This is a genomic window from Burkholderia sp. AU30280, assembly GCF_020420125.1.
GTDB lineage: Bacteria > Pseudomonadota > Gammaproteobacteria > Burkholderiales > Burkholderiaceae > Burkholderia.
Map to the genome: position 1 here is coordinate 19238 of NZ_JAIZRY010000007.1, position 16533 is coordinate 35770.

At 67.3% G+C, this 16533-nt stretch carries 13 protein-coding genes; 4 read left to right on the forward strand and 9 right to left on the reverse strand.

The genetic code is table 11. The annotated features are described in order from the left end of the window. The 6 genes from LGN17_RS17230 to LGN17_RS17255 form a co-directional block, all read right to left on the reverse strand. Positions 1–3114 carry an MdtB/MuxB family multidrug efflux RND transporter permease subunit gene (locus LGN17_RS17230; protein WP_226197873.1) on the reverse strand — a complete coding sequence of 1038 codons (3114 nt, stop codon included), beginning with the start codon at positions 3112–3114 and terminating at the stop codon, positions 1–3. Between the two features lie 15 nt (positions 3115–3129). Then, positions 3130–4491, reverse strand: a complete 1362-nt coding sequence (locus LGN17_RS17235) for an MdtA/MuxA family multidrug efflux RND transporter periplasmic adaptor subunit (protein ID WP_226197874.1) — start codon at positions 4489–4491, stop codon at positions 3130–3132. A gap of 253 nt (positions 4492–4744) precedes the next feature. Next, positions 4745–5569: an IclR family transcriptional regulator gene (locus LGN17_RS17240; RefSeq protein ID WP_226197875.1), complete on the reverse strand. Its 825-nt coding sequence runs from the start codon at positions 5567–5569 to the stop codon at positions 4745–4747. Between the two features lie 594 nt (positions 5570–6163). Beyond that, a complete protein-coding gene (locus LGN17_RS17245) occupies positions 6164–8125 on the reverse strand; it encodes a PhoX family protein (RefSeq protein ID WP_226197876.1) in 1962 nt (653 codons plus the stop codon). Positions 8126–8284: 159 nt separating this feature from the next. Next, the gene (locus LGN17_RS17250) at positions 8285–9478 is read right to left on the reverse strand and encodes an ammonium transporter (RefSeq protein ID WP_226119367.1); all 1194 of its coding nucleotides are present in this window, start codon (positions 9476–9478) and stop codon (positions 8285–8287) included. 265 nt (positions 9479–9743) lie between these two features. Continuing rightward, complete coding sequence (locus tag LGN17_RS17255; protein WP_226197877.1) at positions 9744–10079, reverse strand: hypothetical protein; 336 nt, start codon at positions 10077–10079, stop codon at positions 9744–9746. A 193-nt stretch (positions 10080–10272) separates the two neighbouring features. Between LGN17_RS17255 and LGN17_RS17260 the strand changes: the two genes are divergently transcribed. The 4 genes from LGN17_RS17260 (at position 10273) to LGN17_RS17275 (ending at position 12741) form a co-directional block, all read left to right on the forward strand. Next, positions 10273–10701: a hypothetical protein gene (locus tag LGN17_RS17260; protein WP_226197878.1), complete on the forward strand. Its 429-nt coding sequence runs from the start codon at positions 10273–10275 to the stop codon at positions 10699–10701. 90 nt (positions 10702–10791) lie between these two features. Next, positions 10792–11223, forward strand: a complete 432-nt coding sequence (locus LGN17_RS17265) for an Rrf2 family transcriptional regulator (protein ID WP_175951788.1) — start codon at positions 10792–10794, stop codon at positions 11221–11223. Between the two features lie 158 nt (positions 11224–11381). After that, positions 11382–12023, forward strand: a complete 642-nt coding sequence (locus tag LGN17_RS17270) for an NAD(P)-dependent oxidoreductase (RefSeq protein WP_226197879.1) — start codon at positions 11382–11384, stop codon at positions 12021–12023. A 247-nt stretch (positions 12024–12270) separates the two neighbouring features. After that, positions 12271–12741, forward strand: coding sequence for an Lrp/AsnC family transcriptional regulator (locus LGN17_RS17275; RefSeq protein WP_175967401.1), 471 nt, complete (start codon positions 12271–12273; stop codon positions 12739–12741). Between the two features lie 81 nt (positions 12742–12822). On the opposite strand, the gene LGN17_RS17280 is transcribed toward LGN17_RS17275, so the two are convergent. From LGN17_RS17280 to LGN17_RS17290, 3 genes are read right to left on the reverse strand one after another with little or no spacing between them, the layout of a single operon-like run. Beyond that, entirely contained in the window at positions 12823–13596 is a 774-nt protein-coding gene (locus LGN17_RS17280; protein WP_226197880.1) for an ABC transporter ATP-binding protein, read from the reverse strand. A 4-nt stretch (positions 13597–13600) separates the two neighbouring features. Further along, a complete protein-coding gene (locus tag LGN17_RS17285) occupies positions 13601–15289 on the reverse strand; it encodes an ABC transporter permease (protein WP_226197881.1) in 1689 nt (562 codons plus the stop codon). Further along, a complete protein-coding gene (locus LGN17_RS17290; RefSeq protein WP_226197882.1) occupies positions 15279–16322 on the reverse strand; it encodes a Fe(3+) ABC transporter substrate-binding protein in 1044 nt (347 codons plus the stop codon). The genes LGN17_RS17285 and LGN17_RS17290 overlap by 11 nt, the downstream gene beginning before the upstream one ends. Positions 16323–16533: the final 211 nt, after the last annotated feature.

Consider the following 16533-nt stretch of genomic DNA (forward strand, 5'->3'; position numbering starts at 1 on the left):
TTACGCATCCGTGCGCGTGTCGGCACCGGGGCCGTGGCGTTCGAACCAGCCGCGCACGCGGCGCGCGAGCGAGTCGAAGCCGAGATAGATCACGGGCGTCGTGAACAGCGTCAGCACCTGCGACACGATCAGGCCGCCGGCGATCGCGATCCCGAGCGGCTGGCGCAGCTCGGAGCCCGCGCCGGAGCCGACGATCAGCGGCACCGCGCCGAGCAGCGCGGCGAGCGTCGTCATCAGGATCGGCCGGAAGCGCAGCAGGCACGCCTGGTAGATCGCCTCGCGCGGCGGCTTGCCTTCCACGCGTTCGGCCTCGAGCGCGAAGTCGATCATCATGATCGCGTTCTTCTTCACGATACCGATCAGCAGCACGATACCGATGATCCCTATGATGTCGAGGTCGTGCCCGGTGATCATCAGCGCGAGCAGCGCGCCGACGCCGGCCGACGGCAGCGTCGACAGGATCGTGATCGGGTGGATGTAGCTCTCGTACAGCACGCCGAGCACGATGTACATCGTGACGACTGCCGCGAGAATCAGGAACAGCTGGTTCGACAGCGACGCCTGGAACGCGAGCGCCGCGCCCTGGAAGCGCGTCTGGAACGACGCGGGCAGCCCGATGTCCTTCTCGGCGGCGTCGATCGCCTTGACCGCCTCGCCGAGCGATGCGCCTGCCGCGAGGTTGAACGAGATCGTGGTCGACGGGAATTGCGACAGGTGCGCGACCAGCAGCGGCGATGGCCGCTCATGGAACGACGCGATCGACGACAGCGGCACCTGGCCGCCGCCCGCCGACGGCAGGTAGATGTCGTTCAGCGATTGCGCGTAGTGCTGCTCCTTCGGCTCGGACTCGAGAATCACGCGGTACTGGTTCGACTGCGTGAAGATCGTCGATACGATGCGCTGGCCGAATGCGTCGTACAGCGCGTTGTCGACGGTCGCCGGCGTGATGCCGAAGCGCGCGGCGCTTGCGCGGTCGATCTCGATGTACACGGACTGGCCGCTGCTCTGCAGGTCGGTCGCGACGTCGGCGAGCGACGGCTCCTGCTGCAGCCGCGCGACGAGCTTCGGCACCCAGGTCGCGAATTCTTCCGAATTCGGGCTCGTCAGCATGAACTGGTACTGCGTCGGGCTGACGGTCGAGTCGATCGTCAGGTCCTGCACCGACTGCATGAACAGCGAGATGCCGGTGATGTTCGCGACGCGGTGCTGCAGGTCGCGGATGATCTGCGCAGCCGTCTCGGAGCGGTCGTCGCGCGCCTTCAGGTTGATCAGCATCCGGCCGCTGTTCAGCGTGATGTTGTTGCCGTCGACGCCGATGAACGACGTGAGGCTCTCGACGTTCGGATCCTTCAGGATCTCGGCCGCGAGCGCCTGCTGGCGTTCGGCCATCGCGCCGTACGAGATCGACTGCGGAGCCTGCGTGATCGCCTGGATCACGCCCGTATCCTGCGCGGGGAAGAAGCCCTTCGGCACGTAGACGTACAGCAGCCCCGTCAGCACGAGCGTCAGCACCGCGACGACGAGCGTCGAGCCCTGGCGGTTCAGCACCCATTCGAGCGCCACCCCGTAGCGCGCGATCACCCAGTCGATCGCCCGGTGCACGCGCGCCTCGAAGCGATGGCTCTCGGGCGGCGGCGAATGGCGCAGCAGCTTCGCGCACATCATCGGCACGAGCGTGAGCGACACGATCGCCGAGATCACGATCGTCACCGCGAGCGTGATCGCGAATTCGTGGAAGAGGCGCCCGACCACGTCGCCCATGAACAGCAGCGGGATCAGCACTGCGATCAGCGACACCGTCAGCGAGATGATCGTGAAGCCGATCTGCTTCGAGCCCTTCAGCGCGGCCTCGAGCCCTGTTTCGCCTTCCTCGACGTAGCGCGCGATGTTCTCGATCATCACGATCGCATCGTCGACCACGAAGCCGGTCGCGATGGTGAGCGCCATCAACGACAGGTTGTTCAGCGAGAAGCCGGCCATGTACATCACCGCGAGCGTGCCGATCAGCGACAGCGGCACCGACAGGCTCGGGATGATCGTCGCGTAGATGTTCGCGAGGAACAGGTACATCACGATCACGACCAGCGCGACCGCGAGCAGCAGCTCGAACTGCACGTCGCGCACGGCGGCGCGGATCATCGTCGTGCGGTCGGTGACGATCTGCACGTCGAGCGCGGCCGGCAGCGTTTCCTGCAGCTTCGGCAGCTGCGCCTTGATCGCGTCGACCGTCTGGATCACGTTCGCGCCCGGCTGGCGCTGCACGTTCAGGATGATCGCGGGCTCCTTGTTCACCCACGCGCCGAGCTTGGTGTTTTCCGAACCGGCGACGACCGTCGCGACGTCGGTGAGCATCACCGGGCGGCCGTTCTTGTACGCGACGACCGCGCTGTTGTACTGGTCGGCGCTCGTGAGCTGGTCGTTCGCGTTGATCGTGTACGCGCGCGTCGGACCGTCGAAGTTGCCTTTCGGCGTGTTGACGTTCAGGTTCGAGATCGTCGTGCGCAGGTCGTCGAGGTTCATCCCGTACTGCGCGAGTGCGGTCGGGTTCGCCTGGATGCGCACGGCCGGGCGGTTGCCGCCCGACAGGCTGACGAGGCCCACGCCCGCGATCTGCGAAATCTTCATCGCAAGGCGTGTGTCGGCGAGATCCTGCACCTGCGTGAGCGGCAGCGTCTTCGACGTGACGGCGAGCGTGATCACCGGCGCGTCGGCCGGGTTGACCTTCGCGTAGATCGGCGGGGCAGGGAGGTCGGACGGCAGCAGGTTGCCGGCCGCGTTGATCGCGGCCTGCACTTCCTGTTCGGCGATGTCGAGCGGCAGGTCGAGCGAGAACTGCAGCGTGATCACGGACGAGCCGGCCGAGCTTTGCGACGACATCTGGTTCAGCGACGGCATCTGGCCGAACTGCCGTTCGAGCGGGGCGGTGACCGACGAGGTCATCACCTCCGGGCTCGCGCCCGGGTAGAAGGTCTGGACCTGGATCGTCGGGTAGTCGACTTCGGGCAGCGCCGCGAGCGGCAGGAAGCGCAGCGCGACGAGACCGGCCAGCATGATCGCCGCCATCAGGAGGGCGGTGCCGACCGGCCGGAGAATGAAGAGGCGGGATGGATTCATCGAGCGGCCCGCGCGTTACTGGGCCGCGGAGGCCGCTGCCTGCGACGCGCCGTGCTTGTGTCCGCCGCGATGGCCGCCGGCGCCCGATGCGCCCGACGCCGCGCCGGCGCCGTGCGCGCCTTTCGGCTTGTCGGCCGGGATCGAGATTTTCGCGCCTTCGCGCAGGCGGTCGGAGCCGTCGGTCACCACGCGCTCGCCGGGCGAGACGCCGCTGGCGATGCTCGTGCGCTCGCCGTCGACGGGGCCGATCGTGACCTTGCGCACCGTCACCGTGTTGTCGGGTTTCACGACGTAGACGAACTGGCCGATCGAGCCGGTCAGCACCGCGGACGTCGGCACGATCGTCGCGTTGCGCAGCACGTCGACGAGCAGGCGCGTGTTCACGAACTGATTCGGAAACAGCATGCCTTCCTTGTTGTCGAAGTTCGCGCGCAGCTTGACCGTGCCCGTGCTCGTGTCGATCTGGTTGTCGAGCGTCGCGAGCGAGCCCGTCTCGAGCGGCACCGTGTTGTTGCGGTTGTACGCGGTGACCGACAGCTTCTGGCCTGCGTTCACCTGCTTGAGGATCTGCGGCAGGTTGTCTTCCGACGTGGTGAAGATCACGCTCATCGGCTGCAGCTGCGTGATCACGACGATGCCGTTGCTGTCGCCCGGCGTCACGTAGTTGCCGGGGTCGACCTGGCGCAGGCCGACGCGGCCCGACACCGGCGCGGTGATGCGCGCATACGTGAGGTTCAGCTTCGCGGAATCGATCGCGGCCTGGTCGGTTTTCACCGCGCCTTCGTATTGCTTGACGAGCGACGCCTGCGTATCGACGGTTTGCGACGCGATCGAGTCCTGCGACAGCAGCGTCTGGTAGCGCTTCAGGTCGAGTCGGGCCGTCGCGAGCAGCGCCGAGTCGCGCGCATACGTGCCTTCGGCGTTCTCGAGCGACACCTGGTACGGGCGCGGGTCGATCTGGGCGAGCACGTCGCCCTTCTTGACGATCTGCCCCTCCTGGAACGAGACCGACTGCAGGTAGCCCGACAACTGCGTCTTGACCGTCACGTTCGCGAGCGGCGTGACGGTACCGAGCGCGGACAGCACGATCGGCATTTCGCCCTGCGTCACGGTCGCGACCTGCACGGGCTGCGGAATGTTCGCCATCGCGGCGGGGCCGCCACGGCCGCGGTGGCCGCCGGCACCACCGGCCGCGCTTGCGCCCGTGCCGCTCGCCGCCGTGCCGGCCGCCGGCGTGCGGTTCCACGGATGCCACCACAGCAGGCCGCCGATGACGACGACCGCGAGCGCCCCGGCCATCAGCGTGCGGCGCGGGCGCCGTGCGGCGGGGGACGCGGGGTCTTTCGAAGGAGGCGTGGGTTTTTGTTCGTTATCCATCGTGATCTGTCAGGAAGACGGCGCGGCGTGCCGGAAATCGGACTGCTGGGCTGCGCGTGGGCGAGCGGTGCCGGGAGGGAGCGCCCGGCTCGGTCCGGGCGCCCGCCGGTCTGCGCGGGAAAAGAGCGGTGCGCGCCGCGAGTGCGGCGCGACGATGGGCATGATCCTACGTCCCGTCCCCGTTACAGTCCAGTGGTCTATCTTTCATCGGGTTACGGTCGTTACAGAACGCGACAGGACGATGACGAAACGATTACACGCTGATGCGCCGGGCCGGTGCGCCGCCGATTTCGCGGGTGATTTTCGTGATGCACTCGTGCAGCGCGGGCACCACGTGTTCGTGCAGCCATTCGGGCGGGCACTGGTGCGACGCGCCACCGCAATTCACCGAATAGCGCTGGCCCGACGGGCCGACGAAACCGGCCGCGACGGCATTCAGGCCCTCGCGCCATTCGCCGATCGCGATCGCGTGGCCGTCGCGCATCGCGTCGTCCAGCGCGGGGGTCAGGCGGGCGGACACATGCGGCCAGTCGTCGCCTGCCGTGGTGCGCAGCGACTCGAGCAGCAGGCGGCGTTCGTCCTCCTCGAGTGCGGCGAGATACGCGCGGCCTACCGCGGTGCGCGCGATGTCCATCCGCGAGCCGATTTCGAGGCGCGTGACGAGCACGGCCGAGCGCGGCCGGATCACGTCGATCGCGACCATGTCGAGCCGGTCGCGCACCGCGAGGTGCACGGACAGCGACGTGCGTTCGGCCAGCTCGATCATGAACGGCCGCGAACGTGCGCGGATGTCGAAGTTGCGCAGGAAGCCGTGGCTCAGTTCGAGTACCGACGCAGTGAGCACGAAGCGCTCGCTGTCGGGCAACTGGAACAGGAAGCCGGCGCTGACGAGCGTCGCGGTGATGCGCGAGACGGTCGGCTTCGGGATGCCGGTCAGTTCGGTCAGCTCGCGGTTGCTGACGGGCGCATCGGCCGCCGCGATGCGACGCAGCACGGCAAGGCCGCGGGCGAGGGCGGTGATCTCGTCGGGCGAGGATTCACGGTCCCGCGACGCGGGAGGGGTTACAGTTGTCGACACGAGGGATTCTCTCTATTTCCGAAACTCGATTTCAATTTTGTTGGTATTGTAGGACTATTGTCAAAGGATGCATATTCCGAGGGCGAACCGTTCATTGGATGAGATTTTACGGGTTCACCCTTGGTTTATTAGGAAAACGCTCAAATGAGCGTTGCCAGAAAGTGCATGAACCGGTGCAAATACCGCTTGACTTGTCGGGCGGAAACGGAAAGAATGTCTCACGTTTTCGAAACATCGTTTCAAGAGTTTAACCGGCAACGATGTTTCGCGCAGTCTCTCAGGTTCTAGCACGGCCCTCGGAATGGCTAGAACTTTTTTAGCGCCACGGTCTCCGTGGCGCTTTTTTTTTGCCCGTCTTTCCGCGCGTCCGCCCGGACGCGTCAGGCCCGTATTATCCCCCGATCGTTGCAACCCCCTGTTTGAACGCAGGCGGCGCCTGTTTGCGTGCGCGCCTGGCGTGATTCGCATGCGCAAAAAAAAGCGCGATGCCCGCACTGGGCATCGCGCATCAAACGGCGTGGAGCGCCGACGAATGAACGGTGATGAAGAAAGGGCGGGCCCGGCCGGGAGGCAGGCCCGCCTCGCGTGGCCCGGTCAGGCCTTCGCGAGCTTGATGCCGGTCTGCTCGGCCGTCAGGTAGCCGACGCTGGCGCCGAAGCGGTCCTTGAAGTTCGCGCGCACGAGCGGATCGAGCGTCGGCTTGACCTTGTCGTGCAGCGGCGATTCCCAGTCGCCCGCGTGCTGGAAGTTGCTCATGATGTAGGTCCAGCCGTTGATCTCGTCGACCGCGTGCAGGCCCGTCGATTCGGCGCCGGCCGGGCACGACAGCACGCGCACGAGCGACTTCGTGTCGACGTTGTAGGCCCACAGGAAGTTGTTCACGTGCATGCCCGAGTCTTCGCCGATGAAGAGCGTGCGCAGCTTTTCGGAGAACTTCAGGTTGTCCGGGTTCGCGATCTTGTCCGGGTTCGCGAGGTTGCCGAGCGCGTCGGCCGCGGCGAGATCCTCGCCGACGAGCGCGGCCGGCGCGCCCATGTCGACCGGTACCCATTCGCTGTCGATCGCGCTGCCCGCCGTGTCGCGCTGGCTGCCCTTCAGGTTCAGCGCGTAGACGGCGCCCGCGGCGATCTTCTTGTCGACCGCGACGTCGCGCGACACCGCGTTGCCCTTGACCATCGACGTCTCGATCCGCGACATCGCCGTATAGACGATCTTGTCCTTCGCGTTCACGGTCGTGCCTTCGAGCTTCGTGAACGCCATGCTGCCGCCGAGCAGCGCCGCGTAGCGGTGCGTCTCGAGGAACGCGGCCGCCTTTTCCATCCCCGGTTTCACGCGCATCCAGTTGAACTTGCCGCCGAAGTGGATCTTCGTGTAGCTCGCATCGTTCGGGTCGGTGGTCGTCAGGTCCATGATGTCCGACGCCTTCAGCGTGTTCGCGAGCGCTTCGATCTCGCTGCTCGTCGCGTGGCCGATCCTGATCCACGTCAGCGTCGCGGTGCCCGCGCCGGCGGACGACGTCTGCGTCCACTTCGCGACGTACAGCGTGCCGGCCGATAGGTCGGCCGCCTTGTCGGCGACGAACATGAACAGGCCGCCGTTGGTTGCGTCGTCACCCATCATCACGGTGCGCTGGTCCGGCATCACCTGGATCAGCTCGTGCGAGATGCGGCCCAGGCAGTAGTGCTTCTTCACGGTGCCCGTGCCGTCCGGATTCACGGTGATCTCGGGCAGGTGGCCGTAGTGGTAGGGGTTCGCCTTCGTCTCGTCGCCGAACGTGTTCTTGCTGAACGCCTTGAACTGCGCGTCGGTCGCGGCCTTCGTCGCGTCCGGCTCGTACTCCTCGCTCGACAGGTGCGTGCCCCACGGCGACAGGCTCGCGCCGCACGTGATCCACAGGCCGTGTGCCTTCGACGTGTCGACGTTGTGGTACTTGACGACCTTCAGCGCGCCGGTGGCCGGATCCTGGTCGAGCGTGAGCACCGCGATCGGCGACGGCAGCTGGCCGTACTGCGATGCGCTCGCCTGGTCTCGCGTCGTGTATTCGAACTGCACGACGGCGAACACCGTGTTCCCCTTCACGCCGGGCACGTTCGCGTTCTTCAGCGTCAGCAGCGAGCTGCCGTCCGGACAGTCGGAATAGAACTGGCGCTCCTTGCCGGCCACCGAGCGATCGATGATCGGCTGGTTGTTGATGTCGTAGTAGCCGCCCGCGAGCGTCGTGCCGCCCTTGCCGTCCGGCACCAGGTCGCCCGTCACGAAGAACGGCCGGTACGCGAGCTTGAAGTTGCGCGACGAACCGTCCGAGAACGACACCGACAGCGTCGAGCCGACCGTCGTCGTGGCCATCGCGGCCGCGTTGTCGAGCGTGGGGGCGGCCATTGCCGAGAACGTCGCCGACGTGTACGCGGCGGCGACCGGGGCCGGCGTCGACGCAGGATCGTCGCCGCCGCAACCCGTCAGCAGGGCCGGCAGCGCGAGGCCGGAAAGGGGAAGCATCGGCGCGCCGGCGAGGATCTTCAGGGCCTGGCGACGGGCAGCATTGGGCAACGCGGGCATGTGGAGTCCAGTTTCAGTTGTTGGAAGAATGGCCTTCGCGAAGCAGGCGGTCGGCAAGCTCGGCGAAGGCGAATTGAAAACTGGACGGAAGTGTACGGACGCTCGATGAAAGTTTTTTGAATTGAAAACGTAATGATGCGTCGGGCGTTCGTCAGGCGCTCAATCGCGCTCGGGCGTGGCCGAAATGCGGTGGATCGACAGGTCCGCGCCGTCGAACTCGGCTTCGCGGTCGAGCCGCAGCCCGACGGTCGCTTTCAGTGCGCCGTAGACGAGCGTGCCGCCCGCGGTGGCGATCGCGATGCCGCCGAGCGTGCCGACGAGCTGCGACATGAACGACACGCCGCCGAGACCGCCGAGTGCGGGCAGGCCGAACACGCCGGCCGCGAGGCCGCCGAGCGCGCCGCACATCCCGTGCAGCGGCCACACGCCGAGCACGTCGTCGATGCGCCACTTGTTCTGCACGCAGGTGAACATCGCGACGAACAGCGCGCCGGCCGCCGCGCCCGTGACGAGCGCGCCGATCGGGTGCATCACGTCGGAGCCCGCGCACACCGCCACGAGGCCCGCGAGCGGCCCGTTGTACGTGAAGCCGGGGTCGTTGCGGCCGGCCATCCACGCGGCGAGCGTGCCGCCGACCATCGCCATCAGCGAGTTCACCGCGACGAGGCCGCTGATCTTGTCGAGCGTCTGCGCGCTCATCACGTTGAAGCCGAACCAGCCGACCGCAAGCACCCACGCGCCGAGCGCGAGGAACGGGATGTTCGACGGCGGGTGCGCGGCGATCCGGCCGTCCTTCGCATAGCGGCCGTGGCGCGCGCCGAGCAGCAGCACGGCCGGCAGCGCGACCCAGCCGCCGAACGCATGCACGACGACCGAGCCCGCGAAATCGTGGAACGGCGCACCGAACGCGTGCGTGAGCCAGGCCTGCACGCCGAAGCGTTCGTTCCATGCGATCCCTTCGAAGAACGGATAGATGAAGCCGACGATGATCAGCGTCGCGACGAGCTGCGGATTGAACTTCGCACGCTCGGCGATACCGCCGGACACGATTGCGGGGATCGCCGCCGCGAAGGTCAGCAGGAAGAAGAAGCGCACGAGCGCGTAGCCGCTGTGTTGCGACAGCGTGCCGATGTCGTCGAAGAACTCGACGCCGTACGCGATCGTGTAGCCGATGAAGAAATATGCGAGCGTCGACACCGAGAAGTCGACCAGGATCTTCACGAGCGCGTTGACCTGGTTCTTCTTGCGGACCGTGCCGAGTTCGAGAAATGCAAAACCCGCGTGCATCGCGAGCACCATGACGGCGCCGATCAACAGGAACAGTGTGTCGACGCCGGATTTCAGACCAACCATACCGTGGCTTCCTTGCGCAAAAAACGGGCAAGGAACGCAAGTATCGAGCCAACTTGGTGAACGGCTGCGTGGAGTTGGTGCCGCAACGCCGCGTGGTGCGGCATTCCGGTGAATCCGTGCACGGGAAGGGGGCGTGGCTGGCCCGAGCCCGGCGTGACGGTGGATGCACGCGTGTGGTGCGGTGCGTGCGGAACTGGTGCGCGTGATGTGGCGATTGGTGCGGCGTGGTGCGCGACGGGGCGCCGCTGCGCACCGTTGCGGCGCGTCAGTGGCGCTGGAACAGCAGGGGCGGACGGCGCAGCCGCAGTGCACACGCCGACCAGTATGCGGCGACGGTTGTCAGCCCGAGCGCGGCAAACGCGAGCGCCGCGAAGCCCGCAAGCGACTGGCCGTCGGCGGTGGGGCCGAGGATGCCTTCCGCGACGATCAGCGCGGCCGTCCAGAAACCGATCACGGCCTGCGTGAGCAGGCGCGCGGACGCAACGCGGCGCGGGCGCCCGCATTCGGTCAGGCGGCGCGCCGACGGCGGGCGCAGGCACAGGAACAGGGTGGCGGCGAGCACGGCGGCCAGGGCGATGAACCAGTCGACGAGGAAATCCATGAGAAAAAGGGGGCACGTCCAAAGCGGATTGAAGCGTGTCCACTTTAGTGTCCTCGCGCGTGCGATTGAATCAGACAAGTCCGAAATTGAAAGCCATTTTAAATAACGGAGCGCGATTGGCCCTGTTCCACAGGCGGTATCATCGACGTCGGTCCAACCACGAGGCCGCGCGACGCGCGGCCGGAGATTGCTGATGAACATGAAGACATCGCGCGCGCGTCGCGTGCCCGGATCCGTACTGACGGCCGTGGCTGCCGGTGCGCTGCTGTTGCTCGCGGGCTGCGAGAAGTCCGGTGCGCCGGTCACGCAACCCGATACGGCCGCGAGCGCGGCCGCCGATGCCGCGAACAATGCGGCCAAGGCGCTCGACCAGGTGGCGAGCACCGTCAACCAGCAGATCAACGCCGCGAAGGCCGGCATCGCGTCCGCGGCGTCGGCCGTGCCGCCGCTGTCCGCAAGCGGCCTCGCATCCGCCGCGCAGGCGCAGATCGACGCTGCCGCGTCCGCGGTCGTCGCGCATGCGGCTTCCGAGGCCGGCGCGAAGATCGCGGAAGCCGGCAAGAAGCTCCAGCAGTGGAGCCAGCAGAATGCGTCGGGCGCCAAGCCCGCGAGCGGCGAGTGACGCGGGCTTGCATGATCCGCGAAATGTAATTATAGTAGTTACACATGTCGCCGGCCGCGGGACGGGCCGTCGTCGTCAGGTGAGTCAGGAATGAATACCAGCAGCCGGTTTGCGTTTGCCGTCCACGTGCTTGCTTTGCTGTCGATGCAGGAAGGTGTGCCGCTGTCGTCCGATATCATCGCGGGCAGCGTGAACACGAATCCGGCGCTGATCCGCCGGTTGCTGTCGATGCTGGCAGCCGCGGGGCTGACCACGTCGCAGCTCGGCGCGGGCGGCGGTGCGCTGCTGGCGCGCGAGCCCGGCGCGATCACGCTGCTCGACGTGTATCGCGCGGTCGACGAAGCGCAACTGTTCGCGCTGCACCGCGAGGCGCCGAACCCCGCGTGTCTCGTCGGACGGCATATCCAGGGCGCGCTGATCGGCTATATTGGTGACGCGCAGCGTGCGATGGAAGCCTCGCTCGCCACGCGTACGCTGGCGGACGTCACGGCCGACGTGCTGGATCTGGAGCAGCGCACGTAACATGCGACGGGCGCCGGCGCGTAACCGGCGGCAGGCAGGGCAGGAAGCCGGACGGCGCGAGAGGCGCGACGACCGGCGCAACGGGGGGATTTGCCCCATTTTTTTCGATCCTATATGTAATTAACGTAATTACATATTTTTCTTACTGGAGAATCGATATGACGCAACGTACCTTGAATATCGCGCTGTTCGGCGCCACCGGCACGATTGGCTCGCGCATCGCCGCGGAAGCCGCACGACGGGGCCATCGCGTGACCGCGCTGTCGCGCAATCCCGGCACGGCAGGCGATGGCATCACCGTGAAGGCGGCCGACCTGTTCGACGCAGCCAGCATCGCGGCGGCACTGCCGGGCCATGACGTCGTCGCGAGCGCGTACGGTCCGAAGCAGGACGATGCGGCGAAGGTCGTCGCGGCTGCGAAGGCGCTGGTCGCCGGTACGCGCCAGGCGGGGCTGAAGCGGCTCGTCGTGGTGGGCGGTGCCGGTTCGCTCGAAGTCGCACCCGGCAAGCAGCTCGTCGACAGCGAAGGTTTCCCGGAAGCGTACAAGGCGGTCGCACTCGCGCACCGCGACGCACTCGATTACCTGAAGACGGTCGGCGATCTCGACTGGACGTTCTTCGCGCCGGCCGCGCTGATCGCCCCCGGTGAACGCACGGGTGCGTTCCGCACGGGCGTCGGCAAGCTGATCGCGGACGCGCAAGGCAACAGCAAGATCTCGGCGGAAGACTACGCGATCGCGTTCGTCGACGCGCTCGAGCAAGACAGCTTCGTGCGCGAGATCGCGACGGTCGCGTATTGAGCGGCGCGCTGGCCAGTGGCGCGTGGGCGCCGGGCTGGCCGCGACGTGCAGGAACGCCAGGCGATTCCACCTTGACGGACGGGATCGCCTGTTTCATTTGGCGCATGCCGTGTGCCGGCGGATTCGCTCGCGGCGCGCGCGTACCGGATCGGTATTTATCCCGGTCGACGCGGTGAGGTGGTTTTCATATTGTTCCCCGTTGTGCAAGATGAATAGAATAAATTTCTATCTACGAGGGACTGGAGAAATGGACGCCATCGATCGCAAGCTGCTCGAGCTGTTGCAGTCGGATGCCACGCTGCCGATCGCGGAACTGGCACAGCGCGTGAACCTGTCGCAGACGCCGTGCTGGAAGCGCGTGCAGCGGCTCAAGGAAACCGGCGCGATTCGCGCGCAGGTTGCACTGTGCGATCCGCGCAAGCTCGGGGTCGGCACGACCGTGTTCGTCGCGATCCGCACGAACCAGCACACCGAGGAATGGGCGCAGCGTTTCACGCAGGCCGTACGCGACATGCCGGAAGTGGTCGAGGTATACCGGATGAGCGGCGAAACCGATTACCTGCTGCGCGTCGTGGTGGCCGGCATCGACGATTACGATCGCCTCTACAAGCAGCTGATTCGCGCGGTGCCGCTGTTTGACGTCAGCTCGTCGTTCGCGATGGAGCAGATCAAGTATTCGACCGCGCTGCCCGTGCGCGATCTTGCCGAGCCCGCATAACGCGGCAACGAAACGCGGCAACGAAACGCGGCAGTGAAACGCGGCAGTGAAACGACGCGGGCGCGCATCGTGCCCGCGGTTTCAGCGGCCGCGCGCCAGTGCGCGTGCGCGTTCGTCGGCCAGCGCGTCGCGGCGCACGAAATCCGCGACGAACGGGCTGGCCGGATGGTGATGCAGCGCGTACGGCGTATCCCATTGCGCGAGCCGGCCGTCGTTCATCACGCCGATCCGGTCGGCAATGGCAAATGCTTCGGCCTGGTTGTGCGTGACGAGGATCGCGGTGTGGCCCGTGCGTTTCAGGATGTCGCGCAGCTCGAACGCGAGCCGTTCGCGCGTATCGACGTCGAGATTCGAGAACGGCTCGTCGAGCAGCAGCAGCTCCGGCGACGGCGCGAGCGCACGCGCGAGTGCAACACGCTGTTGCTGGCCGCCCGACAGTTCATGCGGATAGGCGTTGCCGGAATCGGCGAGGCCGACGAGTTCGAGCATCTCCGCGACACGCATGCGCCGTTCGGTCTTCGGCATCCGCCGCAGGCCGAATGCGACGTTGTCCGCTGCGCTCAGGTGCGGGAACAGCGCGTAATCCTGGAACATCATGCCGATGCGGCGCCGTTCGGGCGGCACGTCGAGCGACGGCGCCGCGACGGGTGCGCCGTCCAGCACGATGCGTCCCATGCGCACCGGTTCGAAGCCGGCAATCGCGCGCAGCACGGTGGTCTTGCCGCAGCCCGACGCACCGAGCAGGCAGCCGATGTCGCCGCGCGGCAGCGCGAGGCTCAGCCCGTCGACCACGGTGCGGCGGCCGTGCGGCGTATCGTAGGCGAGGCAGAGGTCATCGAGTTCGAGCAGGTTCACGGTGTCAGGCTCCGATCTTGTGGCGGGTGCGGGCGAGCAGGATCACGGGCACGAGCCCGGCCAGCACGATCGCGAGCGCGGCGACCGCGCCTTCCTCGTAGGTGCCGCGCGCGGCTTCCGCATACAGCCAGGTCGCGAGCGTGTCGAAGTTCAGTGGGCGCAGCAGCAATGTCGCCGGCAATTCCTTCATCGCGTCGACGAACACCAGCAGCGCGCTCGTCGTGAGCGCGGGCCGCAGCAGCGGCAGGTGCACGCGGCGCAGCGTGCCGCCGGCCGTCTCCCCGAGCGAGCGCGCCGCGTGTTCGAGCGACGGCGGGATGCGTGCGAGGCCGGCTTCGATGCTGCCGGCCGGGATCGCGAGAAAGCGCACGGTATAGGCGATCACGAGCGCGGCCGCCGAACCCATCAGCAGCAGCCCGTCGCGGCCGAGTGCCGCGCCGAACAGCCGGTCGGCCGCGGCGAACGGGATCAGCAGGCCGATCGCGAGCACGGTGCCCGGCACCGCATAGCCGAGGCTCGCGATTCTCGCGCACACGCGGGCCGGGCCTGCACGGGCGCTGTCGCGTTGCGCGCGCGCGGCCCAGGCGACGACGAGCCCGCATGCGAGCGTCGCGGCGGTGGCGGCGGTGGCGATCGTCAACGTGTTCGCGAGCCCGGTCATCAGTTGTCCGGATACACCGCCGACCAGATGCAGCCGCTTGCCCGTCTCGACCGCGAGGTACGCGGCGGGCGCGCCGAAGCCGAGCAGCACGGGCAGCCAGCCGAGCGTGGCGGCGCCGAATGCGGCCGTGCCCGTCAGGCGGCGCGGGGCGATCGGCCGCATGCGTCGGCCATGCGCATAGCGCTGGCGGCGGCGTCCGTAGCGTTCGAGCACGATCATGCCGACGACGATCGCGAGCATCGCGAGCGCGATCTGCGCGGCGCCGGCGAGGTCGGAGCGCGTGATCCATGTCGTGTAGACGGACACGGTCAGCGTCTGAACGCCGAGAAATTCCGACGCGCCGATATCGTTCAGCGTTTCGAGCAACGCAAGGCTCACGCCGACCGCGATCGCGGGCCGCGCGAGCGGCACGACGACGCGCCAGAAGGTGGCGATGCGTCCCGCGCCGAGCGTGCGCGCGGCTTCGAGCAGGCTCGCGGACTGCGTGACGAACATCGCGCGCGTGCTCAGGTACACATAGGGATACAGCACGAAGCCGAGCACGAAGATCGCGCCCGGCAGCGAGCGCAGGTCGGGCAGGCGGAACTGGCGCGGGCTGTCGAAGCCGAGCAGCCAGCGGACCGCGCCCTGTACCGGGCCGATCGGGTGCAGCAGGTCGAGATACGCGAACGCGACAATGTAGGTGGGCACCGCGAGCGGCAGCAGCAGCGCCCACGTCAGTATCCGGCGGCCGGGAAAGTCGTACGCGGTGACGAGCCACGCGCAGCCCGTGCCGACGATCGACACGATCGCGCCGACGCCCGCAAGCAGCAGCAACGTATTGACGAGCGCCTGCGGCAGCACGAATTCGGCGAGATGTTGCCAGTGCGCGAGATCGGCGTCGAACGCGGCGGCCACGAGCACCGCGAGCGGCGCCGCGACCGCCGCCGCGATCGCCAGCGCCGCGATCAGCCACAGGCTGCCCGCGCGCGGCCTCGGGCGCGGCCGGCATGGCTGGCCGCGCGCGCCGGCGGACGATGCGTCAGTTGTCAAAGCCGACCTTGTCGACGAGCTGGCTCGCCAGCTTGCGATGCTTCGCGATGTCCGCCAGCGGCAGCGGATCGACCTTCAGCGTGCCGAAGCTCGCGATCACAGGGTCGAGCTTCACGTTCGCGCGCACCGGGTATTCGTAGTTCGCCTGCGCATACAGCGCCTGCGCTTCCGGCGACACGAGGTATTCGAGCAGCTTCACCGCGTTGGCCTTGTGCGGCGCGTGCTTCGCGACCGTCGCGCCGCTGATGTTCACGTGCGTGCCGCCGCTCGTCGCGTTCGCGAACGTCGGCCGCACGACCTTGATCGCGTCGCCCCACTTGCGCGCGTCGGTGCCCGGCTCGGCATTTTTCATGTGACCGACGTAGTACGCGTTCGCGAGGCCGACGTCGCAGATGCCGCCGAGGATGTCGCGCGCGACGTCGCGGTCGCCGCCCGTCGCCTTGCGCGCGAGGTTCGCCTTCACGCCGCGCAGCCACTTCTCGGTCGCCGCTTCGCCATCGTGCGCGATCATCGCGGCAACGAGCGCCGTGTTGTACGGATGCTGGCCCGAGCGGATGCAGACCTTGCCCTTCCATTTCGGATCGGCGAGATCCTCGTAGCGGAACGCGTCGACCTTCAGGTCCTTCTCGACGTACAGCACGCGGTCGCGCAGCGACAGCGCGTACCAGTCGCCGTTCGGGCCGCGCAGGTTCGCGGGAATCGCGTCGTCGAGCGCCTTGGAGCGCACCGGCTGCGTGAGCCCGCCGTCGACGAGATCGAGCAGGTTGCCGACGTCGACCGTCATCAGCACGTCGGCCGGCGACTGCGCGCCTTCGGCCTTCACGCGCTCGAGCAGGCCGTCCTTCACGAACACCGTGTTGACCTTGACGCCGCTCTGTTTCGTGAACGCGTCGATGAGCGGCTGGATCAGCTTCGGCTCACGGGTGGTGTACAGGCTCACTTCCTCGGCCGCATGGGCCAGCGGCGCGAATGCGGCCGCGGCAAGGGCGAGGGCGCCGGCGAGCGGCAGCAGGCGGGTGCGCGGATTCGACATGAAGACTCCGGTGGGGCAGGTGGACGAAGGGAGCGTTCCGGGGCACGCCTGCCGCCCGAGCGATCCGGAACATTACAAAATGAAAGACTCCGGATTCTAGATCGAAATGGGAATGATTATCAAATGAAAGCTTGCGGCTGGCGGTGGGGAAGGGAGGGGCGGGGATCGGAAACGGGACGTCGCGGCGGTGGCGCAAGCGCGTAGAATGCCC

Coding starts and splice junctions, on each gene's coding strand:
- LGN17_RS17250 (WP_226119367.1), bottom strand. CDS start 9,478: ATGGTTGGTCTGAAATCCGGCGTCGACACACTGTTCCTGTTGATCGGC.
- LGN17_RS17290 (WP_226197882.1), bottom strand. CDS start 16,322: ATGTCGAATCCGCGCACCCGCCTGCTGCCGCTCGCCGGCGCCCTCGCC.
- LGN17_RS17235 (WP_226197874.1), bottom strand. CDS start 4,491: ATGGATAACGAACAAAAACCCACGCCTCCTTCGAAAGACCCCGCGTCC.
- LGN17_RS17255 (WP_226197877.1), bottom strand. CDS start 10,079: ATGGATTTCCTCGTCGACTGGTTCATCGCCCTGGCCGCCGTGCTCGCC.
- LGN17_RS17260 (WP_226197878.1), top strand. CDS start 10,273: ATGAACATGAAGACATCGCGCGCGCGTCGCGTGCCCGGATCCGTACTG.
- LGN17_RS17245 (WP_226197876.1), bottom strand. CDS start 8,125: ATGCCCGCGTTGCCCAATGCTGCCCGTCGCCAGGCCCTGAAGATCCTC.
- LGN17_RS17275 (WP_175967401.1), top strand. CDS start 12,271: ATGGACGCCATCGATCGCAAGCTGCTCGAGCTGTTGCAGTCGGATGCC.
- LGN17_RS17265 (WP_175951788.1), top strand. CDS start 10,792: ATGAATACCAGCAGCCGGTTTGCGTTTGCCGTCCACGTGCTTGCTTTG.
- LGN17_RS17230 (WP_226197873.1), bottom strand. CDS start 3,114: ATGAATCCATCCCGCCTCTTCATTCTCCGGCCGGTCGGCACCGCCCTC.
- LGN17_RS17270 (WP_226197879.1), top strand. CDS start 11,382: ATGACGCAACGTACCTTGAATATCGCGCTGTTCGGCGCCACCGGCACG.